This window comes from Paenibacillus sp. BK033, assembly GCF_004345425.1.
In the GTDB taxonomy this organism is placed as follows: Bacteria; Bacillota; Bacilli; order Paenibacillales; family Paenibacillaceae; genus Pristimantibacillus.
Window position 1 is genome coordinate 16709 of sequence record NZ_SLVP01000002.1, and the last position, 15491, is coordinate 32199.

The following is a 15491-nucleotide window of genomic DNA, read 5'->3' on the forward strand; positions in this document are numbered from 1 at the left end:
AAAAACGCTTATCGTCATGCATGACGAAGAGGCCGCTGCAGAAGCGTACAGTCTCGGAGTCGGAGCCGTTTATGACGGCAGTATCGGAGGAAGAAGCGACCGCCTGCACGGTGAGCCCGTTCGGATACACGGGATCGTCCGGACACTGTTCGACGGCAAATATACGCATATCGGTCCTTATATGACCGGCCAGTGGGCGGATATGGGGAAAACGGCCGTGATCGAGGCTGGTAAACTTACTCTCATTGTAACCGAGAAGCGAACGGCCCCTTGGGATGCGGGGCATGTCCGCTCTGTGGGGCTTCAAGCAGAGGATTATCATGTGATTGTCGTCAAATCCGCCTTAGCCTGGAAGACCGCATTCGGGTCCATTTGCAAGGCTGTCTTACCCGTCGATACGCCGGGCTGCTGCAGTTCCAACCTGTCCCATTTTCCATATAAACATATCAAACGTCCTATCTTTCCTTTGGATTCGTCTATATCTAGTTACGGAGGTAAATCCCAAATGTTAAATATTGAACGTTCCAAAGCCAACTACCAGCGAGCGCAGCGGCATCTTGCCGGAGGCGTCGCGAGCTCGCTTCGCGCTTCGATGAAGCCGGTTCCGTTGTACGCTGAATCTGCCAAAGGCGCCCGCCTGAAGGACGTAGACGGGAATACCTACATCGATTATTTACTCGCCTATGGCCCTTTGATTCTCGGGCATGCTCATGACGGATTAACAGATTCGATCTTAGCCTCGATGCGCAAAGGGTACACGTACGGATTGCAGCACGAAGGCGAAATCGAGCTGGCCGATCTGCTGGTGAAAGTGCTTCCCTGCGCGGAGAAGGTCGCATTCAGCGGCTCGGGTACCGAAGCGGTTATGCTTGCGCTACGCCTCGCCCGTGCCCATACGAGGAAAAGTAAGATTGTCCGTTTTCATGGGCATTATCATGGCTGGTCGGATTCGATTTTTACCTCTTTTCCCGGAGCCGGATTAAGCGGGCAGGCCGCCGGTGGAGAGACTTCCGCAGTACCTCCGGGCACGATGGGGCAAAGCGATAACAGTCTGGACGATATCATCCTGCTTCCATGGAACGATCCGGCCGCGCTGGAATCGACGTTAAGGACCCGAGCCCCCGAGATCGCTGCCGTTATTTCGGAGCCGGTTATGTGTAATTCGGGCTGTATTCAACCAAAGCCCGGTTATTTGGAGCTTATCGGCCGGTTAACGAAGGAGCTGGGGATCGTTTTTATTTTGGATGAAGTCATTACAGGCTTCCGATTAAGTCTTGGCGGCGCGCATGAAAGGTTCGGCATCAAGCCGGATCTGGTCACTATTGGCAAAGCGATGGGCGGGGGGATTGCAATCAGCGCTGTAGCCGGTACGTCCGCGCTTATGAAATATATCGACTCATCCGATGTCAGTCATCTGGGAACATTGAACGGGAACGGTGTGGCCATTACCGCTGCGCTCACTACGATCCGAGAGCTTGCAAGTAATGGGGGGACCGCCTACAAGCGTATGGAAGAGCTATTAGTCACCTTATCTGCCGGTATTCGCGCGTTGCTGAGCAAGCATCGTATTCCAGGCGTGATCAATCAGCTTGGTCCGGTTTTCCATCTGATGTTTACCGATGAGCGGGAGGTTACGGATTTTGACACCTTCAATAAAAGAGATGCAGGCAAGTATGCCCGATTTGCTGAAATTATGCTTAGCGAAGGCGTACTGCTGCGACCGAACGGCTTGTGGTACATTTCGACGGCTCACAGCCTGCCGGATATCGAAATAACACTGCTAGCCGTGGATCGGGCTTTAGGCCGTCTTTAGTTAAGGGAGGAGGCAAGGACATGCGCCTCAAAGATAAAGTAGCCTTAATTACAGGTGGATCGCACGGCATCGGCCGTGCCGTCTCCCTGCGTTTTGCACGGGAAGGCGCGAAGGTGGCGATTGCGGACAATGAAGCGGAGGCACTGGAGGAAATAAACGCATTGCTTCGCGCTGAAGGTGCAGAGGTGTTAGGGGTCGTTACGGACGTTCAAAGCAAGTCCCAGGTTGATACGATGATCGATAAAGTGACCGCTCAATGGGGCAAGCTCGATATTGTTGTGAATAACGCTGGCATTTGCAAGCCATCCGCTTTTCTCGAGATTATGGAGGAGGATTGGGACCGGCACTTGAACGTGAACCTGAAGGGCGCCTTCCTCGTATCTCAACGTGCGGCAAGGGATATGGTGCATCAAGGAACCGGTGGTTCGATTATTCAGATGTCGAGTGTGAACGGATTGGCAGCTGAGTCTGATCAAGCCCATTACAATGCGTCGAAGGGCGGTCTGAATCTACTAATGATGTCGATGGCGCTCGAGCTGGCCGAATACGGCATCCGCGTCAATTCGCTGTGCCCCGGCTTTATCGAAACGAGGCTGACTAAGCCGCTAATAGAGAATCCGCAGGCGATAGGGACCTATGTAAAGACGATTCCAATGCGAAGGGTCGGCCAGCCGGAAGATATTGCCGATGCGGCCCTGTTCATGGCGAGCGACGAGTCCCGTTACATGACGGGACACTGTCTGGTCATAGACGGCGGCCAGCTCATCAAGCTGTCTTAAGCCCTGCTCTCTTCAAACACCTAATGACCTCGATTCGTTTCCTGAAAAAGTAGAGTGAAACACTGGAACATAACCTGATTATTTTAACCGTGAAGGTGGCTTAACAATGCTTAATGATGAGGTTAGAAGACAATTAATTGAGATTGTTGGAGAAGCCTATTTCAAAGACGACTCTCATTCGTTGGTGACACATTCCTATGATGGGACGCCTATGCTGCAAGCATTACCGAATGCCGTTATGTATCCCGAAAATACGGCACAAGTTTCCCGTATTATAAAGGTGCTGAATAACTATTGTATCCCAATCGTGAGCAGAGGTTCTGGGACGAATCTTAGCGCAGGCACCGTACCTGTTCAAGGCGGAATAGTCCTGGTCATGCACAGAATGAACCGTTTGCTCGAAGTGGACTTGGAAAATTTGACAGCAACTGTTCAGCCCGGAATGATTACCAAGCAATTTACCACCCGGATAGAAGAGCTTGGGCTCTTCTACCCTCCGGATCCGAGCAGTATGGTCATCTCGACGATTGGTGGCAACATTGCGGAATGCTCTGGTGGACTTCGTGGTTTGAAGTATGGGACAACAAAGGATTATGTTATCGGTCTGGAAGCCGTTTTGGCGAATGGCGACATCATCCGCACTGGCGGAAAACTTATGAAGGACGTGGCAGGATACGACTTGACCAAGTTGCTTGTCGGTTCAGAGGGGACGCTAGCGGTCATTACAGAAGCGACGTTAAAGCTCATTCCTCCTCCGAAATATAAAAAAACGATGCTTGCCATGTACAAGGACATATATGGAGCGGCTAGGACGGTTTCGAAAATCATCGAAAACCGTATTATTCCGGCAACTTTGGAGTTTCTTGATAAACCAACGATTCAAGTTGTGGATGATTACGCTAAACTAGGGCTTCCCCGGGATATGGAGGCGATATTGTTAATTGAGCAGGACGGCGATGCGGAGATGGTGGAAAGGGATATAGCTCGGATTGAGGAGATATGTCGGGCAGAGCAGGCAGACCGAATTAGTGTAGCGGAAAATGAGGAAGAGTCGCTCAAATTGCTGACTGCGCGGCGAAGTGCCTTCACGGCGCTCGCTCGACTGCGGCCGACGACGATATTGGAGGATGCTACCGTCCCTCGCTCGAAAATCGCCGAAATGGTATTAGAAATCAATCGGATCGCGAAAAAATATGACGTACAAATTTGCACCTTCGGACATGCGGGCGATGGAAACCTTCACCCGACCGCGATGACGGATGCCCGAAACCCGGAGGAGGTACACCGGATAGAGGAGGCTTTTGAAGAAATTTTCGAAGCAGCTATCAGGCTCGGCGGAACGATAACAGGTGAACACGGTGTCGGTATCGTAAAGGCACCTTACCTTGAATGGAAAGTGGGTGATGCTGGTCTAACCATGATGAAAGGAATCAAGAAGGTGTTCGATCCGAACAATATCCTGAATCCGGGCAAAATGTTCGCCAAAGAAACACGCAAAAGGGTGGTGATTGACCGTGGATAACTCGAACCATCGGAAACCTGTGGCATGGGAAGCCAGTATTTCGATGACAGAGAAGCTGCGGCTTACGCTCGATTACGAGCAGCTCACCAACTGCATGCGCTGCGGCTTCTGCTTGCCTGCATGCCCGACATTCCGGGAGACGGGTGTCGAGGTCGAATCGCCGCGAGGAAGGATCGCACTAATGAAAGCGGTAGTCGATGGTGTGATTGAACCGGATCGCCTTTTCGAAGAGCAGATGAACCATTGTCTTGGATGCCGTGCGTGTGAACCCGCATGTCCTGCCGATGTGAAGTATGGGCAACTAATTGAGCAGGCACGGGATGCGATTGAGGACCATACGAAAAGCCATCGGTGGTGGGTTAAGGCGATACACCGTACTGCATTCCGGAGTATATTCCCAAAGCAAAGCCGGATGAAGCTGCTCGGCAATGTCATGGGAATTTATCAGAAGTCAGGCATACCCAAGATGGCACGCACTTCGGGGGTCATGAAGCTTTTTCCTGCCTATATTCGTGAGATGGAAGCTATCCTGCCGAAAGCAGCTATTCGCGGCGTTATAGAGCAGATGGGCGTACTTCATCCAGCCAAGGGGAATAAAATCGCGACTGTCGCTTTGTTCAGGGGTTGTATCATGGATGTGCTGTTTACGAAGACGAACGTCAGGACCGTCCAGTTGCTGAATGAAGCGGGGTTCGAGGTTATCATTCCCGAATCCCAGAATTGCTGTGGCGCGCTTCACGCACATAGCGGGGAATCGGAGGAAGCCAGAGCACTTGCCCGCCGTAACATACGTTGTTTTAAGGAAGCTGGAATTGATTATATTGTGACCAACGCCGGAGGTTGCGGCGCGTTGCTTGTCGAGTATGATCATTTGCTGCATGATGATCCGCAGTGGCGGGAGGACGCGGCTTGGTTCGCGGAGAGGGTAATCGACATATCGGAAATACTTGTATTGCATGGTCGTCAATTACGTTATGCTGATCAGGGCGAAATGACTTCCGTGCGTGTGACCTATCAGGATTCCTGTCATTTGCGCAACGTGATGCGAGCTTCCAAGGCGCCAAGAGAGCTGATCCGGCAAGTGGAGAACACGGTTTTCACCGAGATGAAGGAAGCCGACCGCTGCTGCGGATCGGCAGGTATCTATAATTTGACGCAGCCCGCAATGGCCGGACAAATACTCGAACACAAGATGGAACATGCCAATGCCACTGAATCTGAATTCATACTGACCAGCAACCCAGGATGTTTATTGCAAATGAAGCTCGGCATAGCGAAGCATGGTGATTACCGCAAGACACAATCCGTTCATGTGGTAGATTTTCTGTATGAACGCTTGTTGCCAGGGTAGGTTTACAACGCCTATGGATTTTTCACAGTTGGACTTCTCTTATTTCTAGTAATCGATACGTTTTTGGAAGGTCAGGAACTGGGAAGAGAGGTACCCGCTGTATCGCTGTATTTCAGGGACTAGGTCTTGTATGGTTTGGAGCTATCCTTAGTTTCCTTTTTCTCTTAGCGATGGATCAGGCAGGGGCTTCTAAGAATCGTTGTGATAAGAAAAACGTTGCATTTAAGATGAACTTCTAACGAAAACACGAGGAGGAATTTATATGCCATACGGTATTGGAGTCACAGGATTTATCCTTATTGTTGTCGTAGGCTTGCTACTGTTCGGACCTTCCAAACTGCCTCAGCTTGGAAGAGCCATTGGATCCACTTTTTCGGAATTTCGCAAAGGAACACGGGAAGGAATGCTACTGGATGAAGATAAAGAGGATGAAATGAAGAAATAAACCTAATAAGTCCGCTCATCAGCGGGCTTATTTTCAAAACTAGTATCGTTAATAAATGTGAAGAAAATTATTCATATTTGTGTTTACCGGTTTGATGAAGAGTGATGTCTCCAGATTTACCCTTAAAAGGGCATAAAAAAAAGCATCAGTCACAAAGGGACTGACCCCCGTTTTTGAGACAGGGATCAAAACACCTTTCAAGTTTAAGCAGCCAGTCGTCGGAAATCAACCGGCGACTGGTTGTTTAGTTTCGTTTGAATTCGAATTGAGTTATAGTAAGTGTAGTCTCGAACGGTCTGTTCAACGATGGCCGTCGTTGTATAGGTTAAACCTTCGAGGTAGAACGTTTCAGACTTTAGAGTGGAATGAAACGTTTCGATGGGGGCATTATCAGCGGGCGTTAACTACGAAATTGTAGATATTGCGGATTTAAGACATATGTATAAAATACGGGTTTTGTGAAAAAGCTAATAAGGAAAACCAAAGCTGGGCCAGTTTGCTCTTATTTAGTTGCCAGTTGCTTGTCTGCGCTATTTTAGATCTTTTTAATTTTATCTTCAGATTTTGCTTAGATCTTTTTAATTTTATCTTCAGATTTTGCTCTTAAATTTTAATCTTTAGATTTTGATCTTTAGATTTTGATCTTTAGATTTTGATCTTTAGATTTGATTTGATTTGATCTATTTCAATTTGATTTGATCTAATCTTATTAGATTTGATTCTTGTTAGATTTGATTCTTGATTAATCAATCTGGTTTGATTTTGCTGAACTTGTCATTGCAATCATTAAAAATTTGATGATCAATATCAATGTAATCATTGTTTGTTTGTTTCCACGTTTAAACGCGTATTCCGTATAACGCGCAAAAAAACCAAGCAGAATCATTATCTGATTCAACCTGGTTTTTTATCATTGTAAACGCTTACATTCTTTTTTCCCTTTTATCGCTTGCTTTGTGCTTGATAGGCCTCTGCCGCAGCGGCAAGATAATAGGCCAGCCCGGTTTGTTGAGCCTCCAGCATACTCAAATGGAAATCATCCTGCAGGAAAAATTTCGTTTGCGAAGCAAAATCCAAGGCTGAGAGTTTATGCCCGTGTCTATTCAGGAAATCTAAATGATTCTTTATATAATCAGCTATCTTCGCTTCGTTATGCTTCAATCCGGCTCTTAACGATTCAGCCATGTTGCTCATGAAGGTCACCGCTTCGGCAGCCTGCTCATTCATCGTTTGAACATCAGCCTCCTGAACCTTTAACGGCTCCATGCCGTAGGTTTCCTCCAGGTATTTACTCTGCTCTTCAAGGGCTTCATTCCATTGCCGCTCGTTAGCAAAGCCGGCAAATAATTGGTTGTTCTCCATAGTTATTCCTTCTTTCATCGACGTTATCGTTAATTTAATCGTATCAATAAGGGTATCAAGCCTTTGACTCTTGCTGATTAGCAGTGCTTCCTGTTTCTCGAGAATGCTCTTGCGATCCGGGTTGGAATTCATAATTTCCTTAATTTGATCCAATGAAAATTCCAGCTCGCGGTAAAATAGAATTTCCTGCAGGCGCTGCAGCTCTTTTTCACCGTACAACCGGTAACCGGCTTCGCTGATTTCAGTTGGCTTAAGGAGACCGATTTTATGATAATGATGCAGCGTTTTGATGGTCACATGGGCCATCTCGGAGACCTCTTTCACCGACAATAACATGCTCAACCTCCTGTTTCCCTAACTTTTGGAACGGCCGTTCACATCATGAAGTTTATAGTCTCCCCTAAGAGGAGAGTCAATGCTTTTTTCAATAAAAAGCGAACCGATCCCTCAAGCAGATCGATCCGTCTATTCCTTATCGGTGATTACCAAGCATTCGTCCAGCCGAATTCGTCTTTTTCCCGCTTGCATATACACTTCGATACAGAAAAAGCAGGCCAATGTGAAGAAGAGCCAGTACAAGATATAAATTACTGAATACAAAAGAGGCTTCGTTGGAATGCCAAGGTATCCAGCTCGACCGGGCGCTGTGATCCATCACTTTGCCGTATATCCCCGTAGAGACCGCACCGGACAGGAAACTGCACAGCGTCAACAACCCCATTCCAACTCCAATCTGATCCCTAGGAATGCTGCGCGAGATGGTATTGGATAGTACGATTTGCATAAACATCTGGCCTGCATTGCCAATGGTGAAAATGAATCCGATCAGAATGGCCGGACTCCCAACAAATATCGATAACAGAAGGAAACAGCTGAATAATAATAATGACGCTGTGTGATAAACGAAGGAATTGCCTTTGGAATCCGCCATTTTCCCTACTTTCCGACCCAAATAAGCGGACAAGCATGCTCCGGGAACCATGACAAAGCCAATTACGCCGGGCTCCAACCGATTGATATCCGCCAGCAATTGAGGCGTTAGGAACGGCAATGAATAACTGATGCTCATCACGATCGCCGCAATCATTAACCCCATTAAATAGATGCGATCCCTCATAAGCGCCCTGGAGATGAACGGATCAGCCGCTGTACGAATACGCCAGATGAAACCGATAAGCATCAAGGCACTTCCGATGCCCAGCCAAAGGTTCCCTTGCGTAATGGCCAGCAGCAGCAGGGCTACCGTCCCCGTAAGCAGGCCTGCTCCAAGCCAATCCATACGGCCGTTTTCTTTTGGATCCGAGCTCAAATGCTTACGATAGAACGGCAAGGTGATCAGAATGAGCAAAGGTATCGCGAACAACCATCTCCAATGAACGAATGACACCAAGAGCGAAGAGACAATGGGTCCAATCGCATTGCCAAGCGCTAATCCGGTAGCCGAAATTCCCAAGGCATGCCCCCTTCTTTCCGGCGGAAAATAACGGACGGGAATTAACATGGCTAGTGCCGGAATAACGGATGCTCCAACCGCTTGCAGTATTCTGGCCATCAGTACGAATGGGAATGATACCGCAAGCAGCCCTAGCAATGAGCCTGAAGCAAATACGAGGAGTCCAAAGGTAATCAAATTTCTAGCCTGATACCGATCGAGCAGCTTGCCGTAAATAACGGAACCTACTGCATAGATGAGTAAATAGGCTGTCGATACCCAACTGACTTGAGCGACGGAGAGTTCAAAGTCGGTCCGGATCTCGGGAAGAACAATATTGAACATCGTCGCGCTCATGGAAGATAAAATCAGGGTGAACGCAAGAAGCTTAATGAGTACGTTTCCTATTGCTGGTTGCGTGACATCAAGATGTTCCGCTGACATGGCATTTCCCTCCTGTTTCTCTTTATATTTACCAATATACCCCTGCCAATCGATAAAGGATAATATATAATATTGTATGTTATTATATACTCAGGTATATGGAAAAAGACTGGGAGGTTTACTTAATGGAACTGTTGCAGCTTCATTATTTCCGTACGGTTGCGAAATACGAGCATATGACCAAAGCTGCCGAAGTGCTTCGAATCGCTCAACCCGCGCTTAGCAAGACCATATCGCGACTCGAAGAGGATGTCGGCGTCCCCCTGTTTGACCGGAATAACCGGCAAATCCGGTTAAATCGCTACGGCAAGGCATTTCTGCAACAGGTTGAAATCGCGCTTGGCGCGCTTGACGAAGGACGTCGGGAATTGGCAGATATGCTGGGCACGGAGCAAGGAACCATAAGGCTTGCTACCCCAACGCTTAATCGACTCTCTTCCACCATTAGCGAATTTCGCAAGGAGAATCCGAACATTATTTTTCGCGTGACCCAGATCCCTCCAGCCTCTTCGGGCGACATGATCGGCCTCTTGGAGCGCGGCGACGTAGACCTCTGTTTCATTGCGGCGCCTCTGAACCAATCTTGGATCAAAGAGCAAATCGTATTGAAGGCGGAAGTCTGTCTTGCCGTTCCAATCACTCATCCGCTCGCGGACAGAGACACGATTACTTTGATCGAAACAGCGAATGAGGCATATATCGAATATCATGCGGGTCATCCGTTCCGGCAAATTAACGAAGCTTATTGCGAAGCCGCGGGTATATTCAGAACTATCATCTGCGAGGTCGATGAACCCTCTGCATTATGGAGCCTTGTCCAAGCGGGACTTGGCATAGCCTTTGTGCCGCGCAATACGAATGAGGATCCCAATGTTAAGCTGTTGAACATTCAAGATCCGGTCTGCGTACGCGAATTTTCCATCGCCTGGAATGAAAAACGATACTTATCCCGCGCATCAAGGCAGTATCTGGAATTTTTGAGATCCCACAAGCAACTAGATCTAACCGGAAATTAAAAAAAACCGGATCATTCTCCTTTAGAGAATCGATCCGGTTTTTGCACGGGTTCCGTATTAGGCTTATGTCCGCCGTCTGCGCCAGCCAAAGATCTTCACATGAACGATTGCTTTGGTCGACCAGTGGGCGACGAGATGAAGGATAATAAAGACAAGGACAAGCGGCTTGAACAATAACCAGCATACCGCCCACAGCACGAAAATTTGCCAAGGCTTCATTTTACGGAATAATTTATTAGGCCACAAACAAATCCGGTAGAGCACATATTGATTCTGAAGCGACTCCAGGTAATCATCCTGGTACTGCTTCTCGTCCGGATTTAACCGCACCGCGCTCCGCATATAAGTCTCATGCAGCTTGTAATCCCCTCGCCTGGCGGCAGACCAGGCCAAGTACATCAGCACAATCGGTTCTTCCGCGCCATAACGGAGAGCTTCCCGCTCGACATCTCTGGATACGGCATCATTCCCGAGCAAAGCTTCCGTGTAACTAAGAATGGACAGATATTGCGGATTCTCGGGTTCGAGCTCCAGAGCAACCTCGATTTGCTCCTTCGCTTCCTTGAACTTGCCCTTCTTGTTCAGCTGATTAGCCCGCAAGTAATAATAATGAGCCTCGTAAGGATCAATTCGCAGCGCTTCATGGACTGCCTCGTGAAAAGCAGCCTCGTTGCCGGTCTCATAAAACAACGAAACGCGGACATACCAGCCTAGATGATGCTCGGGGTCCCGTTTTAACGCTTCTTCCACCCAATGACGGGCTTTCTCGTAATCCCCCATTAACATGCAAATTTGAGCATATAAGGCGTAGGGATCCGGGTTATGAGGATCTTCCCTTAGCAGCTTCTCCGTTTCAAGCAAGGCTTCCTTATATTTCTTCCAGGACATCAGCTGGTACACGCTCGTATAGCCAGTAAGAGAGGATGGGGTTAATGTCTCTTCTTCCACTACTTCATCCTCCTCCCGAATCGTTTATTTTATCCCATGCTTCTTCGCGTAATCCAGCACAATCTTGTAATCCCCGTTCACGTCGCTGAAGGTGGCATAGTTTCTCGCTGTCGCAAACCATTCGATCGTTGTCGCCTTCCGCTCCTTCAGCGCTTTCCGGAGATCATCCTGCGTAATCGGCTGAATGTCGCCGGTCTCGAACGTTCTCTCCATCGCAGAGGTTACGGCATCATTCACAACCTGCTCCAGGTCGGCTCCGGAGAACAGCTTCGTCTCTGCGGCAAGCTTGCCCAGATTGAGCGAGCTCGTAGGCTTGCCTGCAAGCTTCAGCTGTAAGATGGTGGAACGCTCCTCCTCTTCAGGCGGCGGTACAAACACTAGATGATTGAACCTTCCGGGGCGGCGCAAGGCAGAATCCAGATACCAAGGCGTATTGGTTGCCCCAATGACGAATACCTGGTCGTTGCCGGATTGCAGTCCGTCCAGCTCCGTCAGAAGCTGATTGACGAGCATGCGCTCGTGATGCTGCCTCATCTGATGACGGCTGCCGCCCATTGCATCCAGCTCATCGATAAAGATAACGCATGGCTTATTTTCCCGGGCTTTCTGGAATACGTCGTGCAGGTTATGCTCGCTTTGACCGACATACATCGACAGGATCGCCTGCAGCTCGATATGAATGAAATTCGCGTCAATCTCGCCGGCGACCGCTCGGGCAAGGAACGTCTTGCCGCATCCGGGAGGTCCGAACAAGAGAAGGCTGCCGCCAGCCTCTTTGCCGTAAGCCTTGAAGATTTCCGGCTGCTGCAAAGGCAGTATAAAGTTCATGCGGATCTTCTTCTTTACTTCTTCCAGTCCGCCAACATCCTCGAAGGTTTCCTTCGGCTTGTCCGATTCGACCAAGGAATGCTCATCCTTATCGAACTGCATCAGCTTCAGCTTATTCCTTCGTCTTTCCGAGAGCTCATCATAATCCGACATTCTCGCTTCCTCCTTCACCGCTATATAGAAAATAGTAACATATTCATTTCGCCGTTTGTTTTACTTTCTCGTGAAGCAGCTCAAAGGCTTGTTTCAACCGTTCCTTCGGAATCGCGGGATAACGGTCTCCCAAGCTTACTTCATAATAGGAGGCCCCTTCCCCTGCGTCACGGACATTGCCCGTCAAGCCAATCCCGGACTCTTCGCATATCTCAAGCAAGATCCTCTCAAAGGTTTCTTTCGGCATGGCGGCATAAACGTGAAACATGTTCGATACCGGCACCATCGGGCGTGTTCTAATGCCTTCAATTCCGCTATTGTACAGGCCGGCTAGTTCTATGGCAGAAAGGTAATACTGCTCCATCTTCGGATGCCGTTCGTCAAACGCCTGATCCGCGCTTAGAATATACGGATAGAGACTGATCAGATCTCCGCCATGGCGCCGTTTCCAGATCTTCGATAGCTTCGTGAACTCTTCCTCGCCCGAAAGAATTGCTCCCGCAATACCGCCGATGCCTTTGTAAAAGGACACGTAAACACTATCAAACAAGCTGCACACTTCTGCCGCCGTCTTCCCGTAATAAGGCAAAATCTCAAAAAGTCTAGCACCGTCAAGATGAAGCTTGATGCCTTTCTCGCGGCAGTAGTCCGCAATCGCCTCAAGCTCCTCATAGGCGGGCAGCTGTCCTCCTATTTCCCTTTGGGGCAGTTCAAGCAGCATACAAGCAATGTCATCATCCATGCTCTTCACATCATCAAGCGTGATTAAGCGGTCTTTATCGGCCAGCAGTACGGGTTCCAAATGATGAAGCTCCTTCAGACCATCCTGCTCGTGAATCTCCAGATGGCATAATGGATGGTAAGCAACCTTGCGGCTGCTCTTCTCCTCGCACCATAGCCGAAGCGCGATTTGCTGGGCCATCGTACCGCTAGGAAAAAAGACTGCCGAAGGTTTCCCTAGAAAAGCCGCTATTTTCGCTTGAAAATCTTCGATCACTTTTCCCGTACCGTAAATATCGCTATCCATCTCGCCGTCCAGATGGTCAAAGGTATCCTTAAGGACCTGAACATTGCGTTTTCCATGTCCGACTACCGGGTATTCCGCTGCGTTAAACGCTTCTAAAAGTGTCTTTACCAATTCAATTTCCTACCTTCGTAATCTACGTATTCGCATTCCATTTCAGCCGCATCTCTTGCTAATGCCGACTGGATCACCTTCGTAATTCCTGCCGCGGACTGCTCGGGTGTCAGCTCGGCCGCTTCATCCAGCTTGCCCTGCATAAACGTCTTCACCCAGCCCGGATGAATGACCAGCACGCGTCCTCCCTGCGGCTTGAGTCCGTTATGTATGAGCTTCGATTGCATGTTCACCGCCGTCTTGGACATGCAGTACGCGTACCAGGCATCGCGCCAGCAATCAGTAACGCTGCCTGCTTCCGATGAAATATTGGCGATCAGCTTGGAATCGCTTTGCAGCAGAAGAGGCGTAAACGTCTGGCTCATGCGTAAGCTGCCTAGAGCATTCACGTTAAATACACTCAGCATTTCTTCATATTGGAGCTCTCCGAGAATAGTATTTCGAATATCTCCCAGGATCGCGGCATTATTTATAAGAACATCAAGCTTATCCGTCCGGGACCGTACCCATTCATGAGCTTGCTTCACGCTTGCGTCGCTTGCCACATTCAGCGGGAACACCGTCAGCTGCTCGCCGTATTGCTGCAGCAGCTCTTGCAATCCGGGGCTGTCCGCATATTGTCCCGCGAATACGCGGTTGCCGTCCTCCAGCCATTTGGCGGCAAGCGCCAAGCCAACCCCGCGATCCGCGCCTGTCACTAGCATAGTTCTGATCATGTTTCCCGTCTCCTCTCCCTGACTGTCCGTTCCTAATCTTTTTCAACCAAGTCTGAGCAGGTATCGCTTTCTAAGTATAGCATACAACCCTTCGCATGAAATCGTTTACGCAAACCGAATGGGAAAAACCGCTGCCGGAGCCGACAGCGGTTTTTCTCCTTACTCTTCAAGCTGATTGCTGTTTTGCTCCGATTCTCCCTGGCTGTTATCGGCTTCCGCCTCATGGGCGGCAGCGATCTTAAGCCGGTAGAGATCCCTGTAATTTTGCAGCAGAGTTGCCTCTTGTTCATGAATAAGTGCCGTAAGCTGCTCAATGCGAAATTCCAGGGACAAGCCTTGCTCCAGTATCTCTTCCTCTTCAAGAGGAGGCTCGTAGATTAGGGTCTTGCTGCAGCCGAAGGTTGATTCCGCCCATTCGTTGGCGTCATCCTTGCTGCTATGCTTATAGATCTCCACATACGTATCAAATAGCGCATTAACGGCTTTTCGGCAATCCCAGCCCAAAATAACAAGACCTTCTTTGGCTTTGTTCACCGCACGCATAAGCTGGAAGTCGTTTAATCTTCCGCGTTCGGCTTCTACACGGTCAATCTCCGCGACGAATACTGGATATGCGCGGCAAAATAATGCGGCAGCAGCGAAAAACTCCTCCTGCGGAATGTTTGTGGCATCCTGCTGCGGTTTGGAAGCTTGCTCCATTTTGTCGTCATTCCCCTCTTGCCAGACTTCCTTAAAGCCGGGTCAAGCATAACCCGATTCTAAAAGTATATGTAACATCGCGGAATGAAGCAAGACTTGCCTTGCCATGACTTTACTACCATATTCGTATATAATAGACCCAAGATCGATGTACATAAGAAAGCTGGTGCTTAAATGAATGGTCGTAAAGCAGTATTCATTATCATTGGATTATGCGTGGTTTTAGCCTTATTCGTATACGGCTGTATCCACTATGTAGTAAATGCGCATTCGAGCTGAATGCGCATTTTTTCTGTCCTCTATTAATCCCACGGATGGGCAACCGTCAAAAAGTCCGCGAATTTCTTGCTCTCCTCGCGGCGAATCCGCCGCATCTCCGCACGATGAGGAGCCGTCTCGTACAGCTTGAATTCCTCCTCGGACTCCGGAATGACCTTGGGCACGGGTACCGGGTGCTTATTCTGATCCAGAGCGACAAAGGTCAGGAAAGAGGTTGCCGCAACGACGCGCTCCCCGGTTAATAGATCTTCTTTAATGACCTTAACAAACACCTCCACGGACGTACGGCCCGTCCAAGTAACAAAGGACTCCAGGCATACGGAATCCGACGGCCGGATCGGCTGCAGAAAATCGACGGAGTCGGTGGACGCGGTTACGACGGCGCGCCGGCAATGCTTAGTCGCGGCAATGGACGCAATATCATCGATATAGGCCATCAGCTTGCCGCCAAATAACGTGTTGTGGTTATTCACATCCGTCGGGAAAATCCTGGACGTCTTGTAGCATCTGGATTCGCGGGAATAACGTTGTTCCATATGAGCCATCTTCTTTCCTTGTCGATATCA

Annotated in this window: 14 protein-coding genes and 1 pseudogene; 6 read left to right on the top strand and 9 right to left on the bottom strand. The window is 49.0% G+C overall.

All coding sequences use genetic code 11. The annotated features are described in order from the left end of the window. Positions 1 to 16: 16 nt before the first annotated feature. From EV294_RS07210 to EV294_RS07235, 5 genes are all read left to right on the top strand, one after another. Positions 17 to 1813 (top strand): aminotransferase class III-fold pyridoxal phosphate-dependent enzyme, encoded by a 1797-nt coding sequence (locus EV294_RS07210; protein ID WP_243711592.1) that lies wholly within the window; start codon positions 17 to 19, stop codon positions 1811 to 1813. Between the two features lie 20 nt (positions 1814 to 1833). Continuing rightward, complete coding sequence (locus EV294_RS07215; protein ID WP_132305354.1) at positions 1834 to 2592, top strand: SDR family NAD(P)-dependent oxidoreductase; 759 nt, start codon at positions 1834 to 1836, stop codon at positions 2590 to 2592. Between the two features lie 106 nt (positions 2593 to 2698). After that, entirely contained in the window at positions 2699 to 4114 is a 1416-nt protein-coding gene (locus EV294_RS07220) for an FAD-linked oxidase C-terminal domain-containing protein (RefSeq protein WP_132305356.1), read from the top strand. 43 nt (positions 4115 to 4157) lie between these two features. Then, positions 4158 to 5465, top strand: coding sequence for a (Fe-S)-binding protein (locus EV294_RS07225; protein ID WP_132305358.1), 1308 nt, complete (start codon positions 4158 to 4160; stop codon positions 5463 to 5465). Between the two features lie 262 nt (positions 5466 to 5727). Beyond that, positions 5728 to 5910: a twin-arginine translocase TatA/TatE family subunit gene (locus tag EV294_RS07235; protein ID WP_132305360.1), complete on the top strand. Its 183-nt coding sequence runs from the start codon at positions 5728 to 5730 to the stop codon at positions 5908 to 5910. 203 nt (positions 5911 to 6113) lie between these two features. On the opposite strand, the pseudogene EV294_RS07240 reads toward EV294_RS07235, so the two are convergent. The 3 genes and pseudogenes from EV294_RS07240 to EV294_RS07255 all read right to left on the bottom strand — a co-directional run. Continuing rightward, positions 6114 to 6311, bottom strand: a pseudogene (locus EV294_RS07240) (IS3 family transposase); the annotation flags it as partial. Between the two features lie 541 nt (positions 6312 to 6852). Further along, the gene (locus EV294_RS07250) at positions 6853 to 7608 is read right to left on the bottom strand and encodes a MerR family transcriptional regulator (RefSeq protein WP_132305362.1); all 756 of its coding nucleotides are present in this window, start codon (positions 7606 to 7608) and stop codon (positions 6853 to 6855) included. Between the two features lie 136 nt (positions 7609 to 7744). Beyond that, complete coding sequence (locus EV294_RS07255; protein ID WP_132305364.1) at positions 7745 to 9148, bottom strand: MFS transporter; 1404 nt, start codon at positions 9146 to 9148, stop codon at positions 7745 to 7747. A 125-nt stretch (positions 9149 to 9273) separates the two neighbouring features. On the opposite strand from EV294_RS07255, the gene EV294_RS07260 reads away from it, so the two are divergent. Next, entirely contained in the window at positions 9274 to 10164 is an 891-nt protein-coding gene (locus EV294_RS07260) for a LysR family transcriptional regulator (RefSeq protein WP_132305366.1), read from the top strand. 63 nt (positions 10165 to 10227) lie between these two features. Here EV294_RS07260 and EV294_RS07265 read toward each other — a convergent pair whose 3' ends face one another. The 6 genes from EV294_RS07265 to EV294_RS07290 form a co-directional block, all read right to left on the bottom strand. Continuing rightward, the gene (locus tag EV294_RS07265) at positions 10228 to 11112 is read right to left on the bottom strand and encodes a tetratricopeptide repeat protein (protein ID WP_132305368.1); all 885 of its coding nucleotides are present in this window, start codon (positions 11110 to 11112) and stop codon (positions 10228 to 10230) included. Positions 11113 to 11136: 24 nt separating this feature from the next. Further along, positions 11137 to 12093 carry an ATP-binding protein gene (locus tag EV294_RS07270; RefSeq protein WP_132305370.1) on the bottom strand — a complete coding sequence of 319 codons (957 nt, stop codon included), beginning with the start codon at positions 12091 to 12093 and terminating at the stop codon, positions 11137 to 11139. A gap of 43 nt (positions 12094 to 12136) precedes the next feature. Then, positions 12137 to 13237, bottom strand: a complete 1101-nt coding sequence (locus tag EV294_RS07275) for a threonine aldolase family protein (protein WP_132305372.1) — start codon at positions 13235 to 13237, stop codon at positions 12137 to 12139. Then, positions 13225 to 13947: an SDR family NAD(P)-dependent oxidoreductase gene (locus EV294_RS07280; protein ID WP_132305374.1), complete on the bottom strand. Its 723-nt coding sequence runs from the start codon at positions 13945 to 13947 to the stop codon at positions 13225 to 13227. The genes EV294_RS07275 and EV294_RS07280 overlap by 13 nt, the downstream gene beginning before the upstream one ends. Positions 13948 to 14106: 159 nt before the next feature. After that, the gene (locus tag EV294_RS07285; protein WP_132305376.1) at positions 14107 to 14646 is read right to left on the bottom strand and encodes a hypothetical protein; all 540 of its coding nucleotides are present in this window, start codon (positions 14644 to 14646) and stop codon (positions 14107 to 14109) included. Between the two features lie 302 nt (positions 14647 to 14948). Further along, complete coding sequence (locus tag EV294_RS07290; RefSeq protein WP_132305378.1) at positions 14949 to 15461, bottom strand: acyl-CoA thioesterase; 513 nt, start codon at positions 15459 to 15461, stop codon at positions 14949 to 14951. Between the last annotated feature and the right edge of the window lie 30 nt (positions 15462 to 15491).

Excerpts from the sequence above, each read along its gene's own strand:
- EV294_RS07255 (WP_132305364.1), bottom strand. The coding sequence starts at position 9,148 with ATGTCAGCGGAACATCTTGATGTCACGCAACCAGCAATAGGAAACGTA.
- EV294_RS07210 (WP_243711592.1), top strand. The coding sequence starts at position 17 with ATGCATGACGAAGAGGCCGCTGCAGAAGCGTACAGTCTCGGAGTCGGA.
- EV294_RS07270 (WP_132305370.1), bottom strand. The coding sequence starts at position 12,093 with ATGTCGGATTATGATGAGCTCTCGGAAAGACGAAGGAATAAGCTGAAG.
- EV294_RS07285 (WP_132305376.1), bottom strand. The coding sequence starts at position 14,646 with ATGGAGCAAGCTTCCAAACCGCAGCAGGATGCCACAAACATTCCGCAG.
- EV294_RS07235 (WP_132305360.1), top strand. The coding sequence starts at position 5,728 with ATGCCATACGGTATTGGAGTCACAGGATTTATCCTTATTGTTGTCGTA.
- EV294_RS07260 (WP_132305366.1), top strand. The coding sequence starts at position 9,274 with ATGGAACTGTTGCAGCTTCATTATTTCCGTACGGTTGCGAAATACGAG.
- EV294_RS07250 (WP_132305362.1), bottom strand. The coding sequence starts at position 7,608 with ATGTTATTGTCGGTGAAAGAGGTCTCCGAGATGGCCCATGTGACCATC.
- EV294_RS07280 (WP_132305374.1), bottom strand. The coding sequence starts at position 13,947 with ATGATCAGAACTATGCTAGTGACAGGCGCGGATCGCGGGGTTGGCTTG.
- EV294_RS07290 (WP_132305378.1), bottom strand. The coding sequence starts at position 15,461 with ATGGAACAACGTTATTCCCGCGAATCCAGATGCTACAAGACGTCCAGG.
- EV294_RS07225 (WP_132305358.1), top strand. The coding sequence starts at position 4,158 with ATGACAGAGAAGCTGCGGCTTACGCTCGATTACGAGCAGCTCACCAAC.
- EV294_RS07220 (WP_132305356.1), top strand. The coding sequence starts at position 2,699 with ATGCTTAATGATGAGGTTAGAAGACAATTAATTGAGATTGTTGGAGAA.
- EV294_RS07215 (WP_132305354.1), top strand. The coding sequence starts at position 1,834 with ATGCGCCTCAAAGATAAAGTAGCCTTAATTACAGGTGGATCGCACGGC.